The 9,761-nt window shown below is 42.6% G+C and carries 9 protein-coding genes and 3 pseudogenes; 1 reads left to right on the top strand and 11 read right to left on the bottom strand.

Going from position 1 to position 9,761, the window contains the following annotated elements; translation table 11 throughout:
• The 11 genes and pseudogenes from ABD76_RS29005 to ABD76_RS16630 all read right to left on the bottom strand — a co-directional run.
• Window positions 1–203: pseudogene (locus ABD76_RS29005) on the bottom strand (hypothetical protein); the annotation flags it as partial.
• A gap of 605 nt (window positions 204–808) precedes the next feature.
• Window positions 809–1,936, bottom strand: a complete 1,128-nt coding sequence (locus ABD76_RS16675; protein WP_242069610.1) for an acyl-CoA dehydrogenase family protein — start codon at window positions 1,934–1,936, stop codon at window positions 809–811.
• Window positions 1,933–2,205 (bottom strand): acyl carrier protein, encoded by a 273-nt coding sequence (locus ABD76_RS16670; RefSeq protein WP_197258355.1) that lies wholly within the window; start codon window positions 2,203–2,205, stop codon window positions 1,933–1,935. The genes ABD76_RS16675 and ABD76_RS16670 overlap by 4 nt, the downstream gene beginning before the upstream one ends.
• 42 nt (window positions 2,206–2,247) lie before the next feature.
• Complete coding sequence (locus ABD76_RS16665; RefSeq protein WP_197258354.1) at window positions 2,248–3,099, bottom strand: 3-hydroxyacyl-CoA dehydrogenase family protein; 852 nt, start codon at window positions 3,097–3,099, stop codon at window positions 2,248–2,250.
• Window positions 3,100–3,166: 67 nt separating this feature from the next.
• Window positions 3,167–4,156 carry an ABC transporter permease gene (locus ABD76_RS16660; protein ID WP_197258353.1) on the bottom strand — a complete coding sequence of 330 codons (990 nt, stop codon included), beginning with the start codon at window positions 4,154–4,156 and terminating at the stop codon, window positions 3,167–3,169.
• Window positions 4,156–4,899: an ABC transporter permease gene (locus ABD76_RS16655; protein ID WP_197258352.1), complete on the bottom strand. Its 744-nt coding sequence runs from the start codon at window positions 4,897–4,899 to the stop codon at window positions 4,156–4,158. The genes ABD76_RS16660 and ABD76_RS16655 overlap by 1 nt, the downstream gene beginning before the upstream one ends.
• Window positions 4,900–4,909: 10 nt before the next feature.
• A pseudogene (locus ABD76_RS16650) lies at window positions 4,910–5,791 on the bottom strand (ABC transporter ATP-binding protein); the annotation flags it as partial.
• Complete coding sequence (locus ABD76_RS16645; RefSeq protein ID WP_197258357.1) at window positions 5,686–6,138, bottom strand: MarR family winged helix-turn-helix transcriptional regulator; 453 nt, start codon at window positions 6,136–6,138, stop codon at window positions 5,686–5,688. The pseudogene ABD76_RS16650 and the gene ABD76_RS16645, both read right to left, overlap by 106 nt.
• 211 nt (window positions 6,139–6,349) lie before the next feature.
• A complete protein-coding gene (locus ABD76_RS16640; RefSeq protein WP_275100821.1) occupies window positions 6,350–7,588 on the bottom strand; it encodes an ACP S-malonyltransferase in 1,239 nt (412 codons plus the stop codon).
• A 1-nt stretch (window position 7,589) separates the two neighbouring features.
• On the bottom strand, window positions 7,590–8,414 hold the full coding sequence (locus tag ABD76_RS16635) for a thioesterase II family protein (protein ID WP_197258350.1): 825 nt from the start codon (window positions 8,412–8,414) through the stop codon (window positions 7,590–7,592).
• Window positions 8,415–8,420: 6 nt separating this feature from the next.
• A complete protein-coding gene (locus tag ABD76_RS16630) occupies window positions 8,421–9,353 on the bottom strand; it encodes a hypothetical protein (protein WP_197258349.1) in 933 nt (310 codons plus the stop codon).
• Window positions 9,354–9,550: 197 nt separating this feature from the next.
• Between ABD76_RS16630 and ABD76_RS16625 the strand changes: the two are divergent.
• Window positions 9,551–9,761: pseudogene (locus ABD76_RS16625) on the top strand (IS1380 family transposase); the annotation flags it as partial.

Here is a 9,761-nt window from a genome sequence, read left to right as displayed (position 1 = left end):
ATCTCACTGTCGTATGCCTTACATTCAGCGCTGCACCGCGGACAGGCAAATACGGCCCCGCGCTCAAAATCAAGATGCAAGTGCCAAACTTGTTCCTGATCGTCAAACTCAATATGCGTCAGTTTCCATGGCTCTTCCAACTGCAATGCCACGTTAAACATGTCCATGATCAAATTGTCATTACTGCTTAATGAGGTCCACATTTATCAATCCGCTCCTATTAACGTAATACTGAGCAGTATTGACTATTTTTCTATGATTCAGACTTTAAGCCATTCAGTATAGCGAGGAGGCGAAAATAACAGCAGGCGGTTCTATTTTACTTTCGTCCATCCTTCCATCTGATTGCAATGAAGATGATATTATTACTTTATTTGAAGCGTTATGTGCCGCGCTCGAGGAAGAAGGAAGTTCTTTAAGTGAGAGTGCGGAAATTCATGCCCATCTAAACAAGACTCTCGAAAAACTGTTTTTGAGCAAATATATTGAATTCTTTGCGATAGGAACACCGAGGCTAGTAATGCTCCCCTGTGATAAACAGGGGAAGTTTCTCATCAGAGTTGCCGCAAGTCAGAATACAATAAAATCAAAGAAAAAGAAGTCCATTAAGGAAGGCATCAAACTGATGCTCATGGGCCGTTTGCTCGGAATTGCCATTGGGGCCGCTCTTCTGGGTGGATTATACTTTCTTCTTCTAAGGTATGAGTAGAGGAAGGTCGCGCCAAAAAAAAGAAGTGAAAGGAAAATCCGCCCTTTTATGCATAAGGGCGGCTGATGACATCATTTTATTGTTCCCGTTTTGGTTATTTTAGAACATAGTGCTTGCATGCGAAGCGATCAGGATCTCATGCATTTGGGTAGTGCCTTCAATGATCTCATTCAGCTTGGAATCTCGATAGTATCTTTCGAGCGGATAGCTGTTATGGCATCCGTTGGCCCCATGAATTTGTATGGCATCATTTGCGACTTTATTGATCATTCGGGAGGCAAAATATTTGGCGTTCCATGTTTCCATAATCGAGTCCGGATCACCCTGCTCCTTAAGATAACCGGCATTCAAGCACAGCAGTCTGGCAGCTTTAATATCTACCACCATTTCGGTAATCATTTTTTGGATAAGTTGATGACTTGACAATAAGTCTCCAAATTGTCTTCTCGTATTGCTATACTGCAGACACTCTTCTAAACACGCTTGCCCTAAACCGACACAACCCCAGGCAATCGTATATCTACCATAATCCAGGCAAGTTAAAGCGATATGAGACAGCCCGCTGCCTTCTCCTCCCAGGCGATTTTCCTTTGGAACCTTGCATTGATCGAAGCGGAGTTCCGCCAGCATCGAGGCTCTGGCTCCCATCATTCCTGAAATCGGTCTTATCAAAAAGCCTTCAGTGTGTTTATCAAGCAGAAATGCTGTCGGTTTGCCATTGCAGTGCGCAAAGATCAGGAAGACATCTGCGATTTGTCCCATAGTAATCCACTTTTTACGGCCATTGATCACGTAATGATCCTCGAATAAATCAGCGCTTGTTTCCATGCTTTTTGCATCGCTGCCTACATATGGCTCTGTCAGAGCAAAGGCCCCAATTACTTCTCCGCTCGCCATCCTGCCGAGCCATTGTTCTTTTTGCTCATATGTCCCCCATCTGCTAATGGCTAAAGCCACCATCCCATGAACGGTCAGCAGGCTTCGAGCAGAAGAGCAGCCTCTTCCGAACTCTTCATTAAGCAGGCCAAGCCCGATCATATCAAGCCCCATCCCATCGTACTCCCGAGCTATCATGGAGCCTATGTACCCCTTCTCTGCCATCTTTTTCATCACTTCCGGGGATAATTTTTCGGTTCTATCACTTTCCCCGGCACTCGGAATGACAAACTGATCTACAAATGCCCTAAATTCCATTTGAAGATTGCGTTGTTGGGCTGAAATGTTCAAGGATTTACCCCTCTCTCTGCGAATACTTGGATTTCACTTTGCTTCTTATCAATAAACTCCGCAATAGCCTGAATGCTTCGGAAATTGTCCATATCCAAATCCGTGTCCTCGACCGTGAGTTGGAATTGTTGTTCGATAAACATAACTAACTGCATCGCAAAGAGCGAGTTTACAAATCCAAGCCCAAAAATATCCTCATTATCCTGAAGTTCATATTTGCGAAAATACCTCGAAAGAAAGATTCTGATCTGCACCTTGATTTGCTCCATCTCTCATTTCTCCTGTCTATAATTTTGTAGAAAGACTGTGATTCAATATTGGTAAAAGCCCTTTCCCGATTTCTTGCCCAGCAAGCCCGCATCAACCATCTTTTGGAGCAGGGGACAGCATCTGAACTTTGTATCCTGAAAACTCTCGTATAAGACGTGCAAAGAATGAACAACCGTATCAAGACCGATTAAGTCCGCCGTCTCGAGAGGCCCCATCTTATGCCCATAGCATTTGCGAAATAACTTATCCACTTCAATCGGGCTTGCCAGTTGATCCTGTACTACAAACGCAGCCTCGTTCATAAATAGATGAGAGATTCGGTTGGATACAAACCCAGGCAAATCATTAACGATAATGCATTCTTTCCCCAGTTCACTCATCAAGCGTACGGTTTCTTGAAGCGTTTCTTCGGACGTATGATGACCCCGAATAATTTCAATCGCTTCTTTTAATGGAACTGGATTCATGAAGTGAGTGCCAATCACTTTATCTGCCCTCTTGGTTAAAGCGGCAATTTTCGTAATCGAGATACAAGAAGTATTCACCAAAAAAATGCAGTGCGGAGGGCATATTTTATCAATTTGCAGATAAACGTTTCGCTTTATTTCCCATTGTTCGGTCACATTTTCCACGACACAATCTACTTGACTCAATCGATAATAGTCGGTCGTCAACTCGATTCTTGCTATAATATCTTCCAGTCTCTCTTTTCCTGTAGAACACTTGTTGAACAAAGTATGAAAGCGAATGTTCATTCGCAGATCCTCTTCGGCTTTATGGAGCGCCCGATTGTCAATATCAATCAAAATCACTTTCAAACCCTTTTGGGCGAAGGACTGCGCAACACCCGCCCCCATGACCCCAGCGCCAATGATCCCAATGGTATCCATCATTGCTTCCTTCTTTCCGGTCCGTAGTGTTCCCTGGTATCTATTTTGGCATCAACCGATAAATGAGCATTCAATCTATCCCTTTGCTCATTTTCCGTGCGGCAATCATGCTCCCCGCAAGCGCCATAACGATTGTCCAGGCAAGTAAATAAAGGATCTGCCCTTTATAATTGAATATGCCATTCCCATTCTCAATTCCTTCACTTAACGACATAAACGCTCTTAATGGAATGATGTCCAAAATCCAATTCAGAACATTGTTGCTGACTGTAAAGGAGTTGAAACAACCTGCCAATAAAGAAGTAACGAGCGCAATTCCGCTAGCTGTTAACGAGATATTTTCTCTGAGCACCGAGGAAATAAATAAGGCAAACGCAGTAGAGAGCGCGGTGAGAAGTCCAACTAAGAACGCTAGCATGCCTAGACTAAACCCCATTTTTACTCCAAATAATTCCCTGGTCATTACAACGGCTAGAAAAGTGGGAACATAAAGACAAATAAATGTAAAGAGCCCTTGTGTAAAAATATATTGGGTTTTATTCACCGGGGCCGCAAATATTCTACGAAGCGTTTTTAATGTACGATCTTCTGGATAAAGCAATGTAATCGCGACTGCCTGCATAATCAAGATCATGACGACAAAGCCCAATATTTTCGTTCCACCCCCCCTTTCCCGCTCTGGGGGTTTACCAACTAAAGGGGAATGTTTCGTAATGAAATTCTCAAGTTCTTCCTTATCGGCTTTACTTTTAATTACCGTCTCCACTTCGTGCTGCCCATTCCTTTTCTCTTCATAGATGAAATCATAATGGCCCAACAGCAAATTCGAGATTTCCGGCTTTTCCTTCAATACTTTAATGTCGTATTTATCATTTTGCGGAATCGCGTCGGCATTGCCCGCGGTAACCCAAGCTACTGTGGACTTCGTCTCCTCTCTCCCGGCAAAAAGAACGGCAGCTGTAATCATGATCGGAATAATAATCACCGCGACAATAATCACTTCTTTTTTGGTCAGGATGCGGTGTAGCTTATTTTTAAACAGATTTCCGATGTTCATCATTACACGTATTCCTCCGGTTTAAAGATGATTTGACTAATCCCAATACAGATGAAGGAAAAAAACAGCAAGAAGGCAATGGTAGGAAGGTAAATGCCGAAGTCTTGATCGTAGATGATCTGAAAGGAAGAATCTGTTACCCACTTGACTGGAGAAAAGTTGGCTACTTGCTGCAAGAATTGCCCATAATGACCTACTGGCGAGAAGATTCCGCCGAAAAACACAAATAAGAGCGCTAAGATAGGCATAATCGCGTTAGCTCTTTCTTCGCTTTTGAAGAGACAGCAGACAAGTGTGCCCAGACAGCAGCCGAAAAAAGTAAGGATATTAATTAACAAAAGAATATATCCCATATTTTTGCCGCCGAAGTTTATCTGAAATACGGTTTGTTCAACCAAAATGATGATCGCATACGAGAGTGAACCAAAAATATAAGTGGCGATCAGCTTCGATAGGTAAATTTCTGTTTTATTCACCGGAGCATAGGCGAGTCGAATATTTCCCTTCTTCACCTCTTTGGACATGAACGTGTTCGTAACGGTCATTGAAATCATAATCGCAGAAAAAATGATCGTGGTCACACCGTAATAATCATAAGAGCTGACTTGCCCGCCTCCAAAATTACTGCTCGTTACAAAACCAAAGCCAATAAACAAAACGATTGGAAACACTGTATTCATAATAAGCAGCATTGGGCTCCGAACAATATTAATGAAATCGAATCTGATAATTCTCAAAAAGTTCATTCCCATCCTCCTAATCCCGAAGCGTTCGTCCAGTTAATTCCAAGAATACGGTTTCTAATGACGCCTCTTTGCGTTTCATGTTCTCGATTTTGCAACCATTTGCGGTCAGGACGGATATGATTTCATTGAGATTGTCATTCGACTTATCGACCTTGACATCGATCGAATTGTCAGAGATGCTAACTTTCATCACGCCTTCAATGTTATATAACTGGTCCTCAATTAATTCTTCAAGATTTTTAACACTGAAATAATACGTAATGCCGTCATTCATTCTTTGTTTTAGTTCTTCCTTCGTTCCCTCAGCAATAATTTTGCCATCATTCATAATGATAATTCTGTCGGCGATAGCCTCTACTTCCTCCATGTAGTGCGTAGAATATATCACCGTCGCGCCTCTCTCTTTTAAAACTTTTATGGAGTCCAGAATATGGTTCCTTGATTGAGGATCTATCCCGACCGTAGGCTCATCCATAATAATAATCTTGGGCTGATGGGCAATGCCGCATGCAATATTCAACCGTCTCTTCATCCCGCCTGAAAATGTTTTCGGCTTATCATTTTTTCTATCATAAAGCCCGACGACTTCCAGGGCCTCCTTGACACAAAGGTCCAATTGCTTGCCTTTTATCTTGTACAAACTTGCAAAAAAACGCACATTTTTTTCGGCGGAAATTTCCTCATAGATGGCCAAGTCTTGAGGAACGATTCCAATTCCCTGTTTAATCGGCTTTACATTTCTTTGCAGATCATGTCCCAGCACAGTGACTTCACCCTGATCTGCCTCTAATAAAGTAGCCAATATGTTAATCGTCGTGCTTTTTCCTGCTCCGTTCGGACCAAGTAAACCAAGAATTTCTCCTTGCCTGACCACAAAATTAATCCCGTCGAGAAATCTTTAAACAGGGTTTGGAAGAATTTCATTCCGCGGTCTGCCGCCTTCAGCATGACTTGCTTACCCAAACTTGTTATTTTTACATTAACGGCTCGCTTATCACGCTTACTCGGAACAGTAACTACATAGCCTTTTTTTTCTATAAGCAAGATCAGTTGTTTCAAACTTTGCTTTGTAGTGCCAAGCTTTCTGGCAATGTTATTGATCGTCGTCTCCTCTTCCGGCAAGTGAATGATGGCCATCATCACCATGAATTGGCGGGATGTGATCCCTTCGAAATAGCGGTCACCCGTGATCTGAAGCTTATTCGTCAATGAAAAAAGGGTTGCGTACGTCTGTTGCATGAAAAATAACACTCTTTGTTGATCAGTCAACCTCCCCATCCTCCCATCGACATTACTGCTAACCTGGTACCTTAAGGGTACCATACCTCCTCCCCTCACATTAGACAGTATACTGTCAAATGTATGATATCAGAACCTTTCTGAGCAGTCAATATTATACAATTAACAATTCGGCTCCCCTGCTATCTTAATTCTCAGGGCGCAAATGGTTTCAAATGATACCTTGATAATTTGCGCCCGTTTCATCCAAAATTTGTTGAAACCATTGCTCTTGTTCCCGCAGGCTTAACTTTTTCGTCTCCAAAATCTTTTTCAATAATCGCAGAATGTCCCGTTTCACTTCTTGAGAGTATTTTATTTCTCCTTTCTCAAGAGCAGTGTTAATGTCGACAAGTTGTTGATAGGATCTAACGACACCTGCAATGTAATTCTCTTCGTCAAAATTCCGGTTGGGAGTCGATACTGCCGCCAGCATGCACTTGGAGATTAAGGCGGATTTATTCGGACCAAACTCCGGGCCTTGGAATAATCTCAAGGCCGCGTCCCTTTCTTCCCTTACGCCAAAGCATATCGTTTGGAGTGTTGGATGCTCACCCAGAATCCCTTCAAATATATTTCTGGCGCTAAAGTCAACGACGAATTTTATTCCTTTTTCTTCAAAATATTGAATAATCGAATTCCATTTTACCGGACGAATTAGATGTTGGATTAAATTCTCTTCGACGCATCGGTTCGAATAATACGGCTTGCCCGTACAATTCGACATTACCGGGTATCTGAAATCGCCGAGCTCCATCCTTGAGATGGCATCCCTTAATTTCCCTATCCCTTGTTCCATAATTGGACAGTGGTACGGCGCGCTTAAAAACAGAGGCGACACAGTCGCTTCATGTTCAAGCAATATCCCCTCTGTATCCACAAGGTCTGCGTTTATACCAGAAATCGCGCATTGCGTAGCTGAATTGAAGCACGAAACATACACTTTCTTTCCTTTTAAGCGTTGTTGTCTGCAGATTTCCTGAACAAACGCCGCTTCAATCCCGTCTACAATGGTCATCCCGCCATCAGATGCTTGCTGTATCTCCGTGCTGATTTCACATCTCAGTTGTACCAGCTTGAGCGCATCCGAAAATTTCAAAACACCAGCGGAAGCCAATGCAGAATATTCACCTAAACTATGCCCCGCGCAAAACTGCGGAGTGATTCCCGTCTCACTGACAAATACTCGAAACGCAGCAACCCCAAATGCTACAATCGCAACATGGGCGTGTTCCGCTTTTGCCAGTATGGATAAAGGTCCACGAAAAGATAATTCGCTTAAATGAATTCCCGTTACTTGTTCCGCTTCTTGAATCGTCTCTCTGACAATTTCATATTCGTCATACATAGCCTTATACATTCCGACGAACTGACTCCCTTGACCAGGGAACACAACAGCACATTTATGCATACTACTCCTTTCCGCTGATCTGATAGTTATGGACAGCTAAGTTTGGGTCTGCCCATTTCTTTAGGCCTTTGACCCGTTCTTTCTTTTTTGCGACCGAAATCATCGTTTGAAGGATTGGCTGTGCGTACTCATGAATAAAAAAATGCCCGCCATTGAAGTGATGAACTTGAAATTCCTGTGAGGTGTATCGGCTCCATTCGTTGATGTCTTCTTCTGTCAATTCATCTTCTTTTCCGTTAAAAATCGTAATGCCGCAAGCGAAAGGTTTGGCGGGTTCTACGTATTGGCAGGTTTGGACCAATTTATAATCATTTTTTAAAATCGGAATGAAAACATCTCTTAGCTCCTCATTTTCCAAAAACTCCAACGGAGTACCGCCCAGATGATAGATTTTCTTTGCAAACTCATCGTCCTTCATTGTATAGGAGATAGAATCTCCTTTATTTAAGTGCGGGGCTTCCTTTCCTGACAAGAAAAGATGCTTAGGAGATCGGATACCTAGTTGCACGATCCGATGGGTCAAGTAATAGACGATCCAACTCCCCATACTGTGACCAAACAACATGTAATCGTCTTCAATGAAACCCTGTTCTAATCGGCTATAAAGATCATCAATTAATTGATCCATACGATCACATAATTCTTCGGTGAATCTTACTCCTCTTCCCGGCAACTCAACAGGCACAATTTCAACCCAGTCTCCCTGTATTTCTTTCCATTTCGAAAAAACAGAAGCCGATCCCCCAGCATATGGAAAACAGTATATTTTCATTCTTCTCTCCGTTTCCGCAGTCTCATTAACAACTCGTACTGCTGTAGTAATCAATTGCTCCTAGTTCTGTTCCAAATAACCTTTAATGATCGCTTCCATTCTTTCACGTTCATTCCCGAAACTTGGAATCAGAAGATGTAAGACATCGTTAATAATCCGAATGGAAATGTAACCTTTTGTCACGATTATTTCCGGCATTTTCTTGATTTCCATCTTAAATTTGCCGAATGGTTCAAACGAATAGGCAGGATCGAACGCCGTGACAAAGTTGATTGCCGGTATTTTCGAGAAATAATTATTTCTTACCTCTTTCGGCAAATTTTCAAGTTCAAATAAAGCATAAGAGTATCGGCTATTCTCCGCTTGATTAATGGTCCACCCATTCGTATTCACGACCTGAAGAACTGAATCCAGGTATAATCCCAATGTCGTATGATCCGCATTCTCTCTGCTGAACCGGATTAGAATAAACGGTAGTGTCCGTTGCTCTTGGCTCGGCTCGTCCATATTGATAAGAGCAAATAATTTGATTCCCCACTGAATCGGATTTTTCAAGATCTCATCTGCTTGGCCTGGCTTCATTTGATAGCTCACGTCTAGGAAATATTGAATGGTTTGCTCTCTTGTTGCATCATCATAATTTTTTGCTAGATGCAAAAAGCGATCCACAAACCCGTGGGTATCCTTTTTCAGTTTGTCTTCCATTCCCTTTCTTGATTTCACATATTCTCCGTACGCATTATCCATGACTTGCTTACCGATTCCAAGCATCTTATCGAGGAACAGATTTCCCAGAACTTCGGTGGATAGAAAGTCCCAAACGGCGTGTTGGGCATAAAAATAAATAAGATGTTTATCTGTCTCCTCTTTAACAATTAAGATTTTGGCCAGTAATCGATTGTTAGTGAAAAAGGGGGATACGCTGCTAATCGCTTCAAAGGCTTCCAGTTCCTCAGAGCGATGATCGCATTGCGTAAGGTCGATGTATGGCACATGCCACTCCCTTGTATATGTGTACTCCAGAAAGCAATTGTCCTCCTCACGATAAGCCCATCTGCATATGCTTTGTTCTTTCCTGAATCCGTGAAATGAAATCATAGAAAAGTTAGAAAATGAGTCTCCGGTAAAGTAAAATAAAGAAAAGGGAAGAATTCCCGTATTTTCTTGAACTCACCCCGGAGGTGCCATCGATGAAACCCGTACGTTTTCAACTGGATCAGTCCGTGGAGATGCTGACCGCTCATTCCGGTCTTGCCCTCATTGGCTTGCTCCTTTCCCATACCCAGATTGCCAAGCGCTTGACTCGTTCCTCGCTTCCCGGTGTACATCAACCCACGGTCACTCACCCGGATGTGGTCTACGCGTACCTGGGGCTACTTTGTCAAGGGAAAAGTGACTTTG

The organism is Paenibacillus dendritiformis, assembly GCF_015845845.1.
Classification (GTDB): Bacteria; Bacillota; Bacilli; order Paenibacillales; family Paenibacillaceae; genus Paenibacillus_B; species Paenibacillus_B dendritiformis_C.
This window is presented reverse-complemented; position numbering and strand designations above follow the sequence as displayed.

Bases quoted from the DNA above. Each gene is read 5' to 3' on its own strand.
- ABD76_RS16670 (WP_197258355.1), bottom strand. From the start codon at position 2,205: ATGGAGCAAATCAAGGTGCAGATCAGAATCTTTCTTTCGAGGTATTTT.
- ABD76_RS16665 (WP_197258354.1), bottom strand. From the start codon at position 3,099: ATGATGGATACCATTGGGATCATTGGCGCTGGGGTCATGGGGGCGGGT.
- ABD76_RS16660 (WP_197258353.1), bottom strand. From the start codon at position 4,156: ATGATGAACATCGGAAATCTGTTTAAAAATAAGCTACACCGCATCCTG.
- ABD76_RS16655 (WP_197258352.1), bottom strand. From the start codon at position 4,899: ATGAACTTTTTGAGAATTATCAGATTCGATTTCATTAATATTGTTCGG.
- ABD76_RS16645 (WP_197258357.1), bottom strand. From the start codon at position 6,138: ATGCAACAGACGTACGCAACCCTTTTTTCATTGACGAATAAGCTTCAG.
- ABD76_RS16640 (WP_275100821.1), bottom strand. From the start codon at position 7,588: ATGCATAAATGTGCTGTTGTGTTCCCTGGTCAAGGGAGTCAGTTCGTC.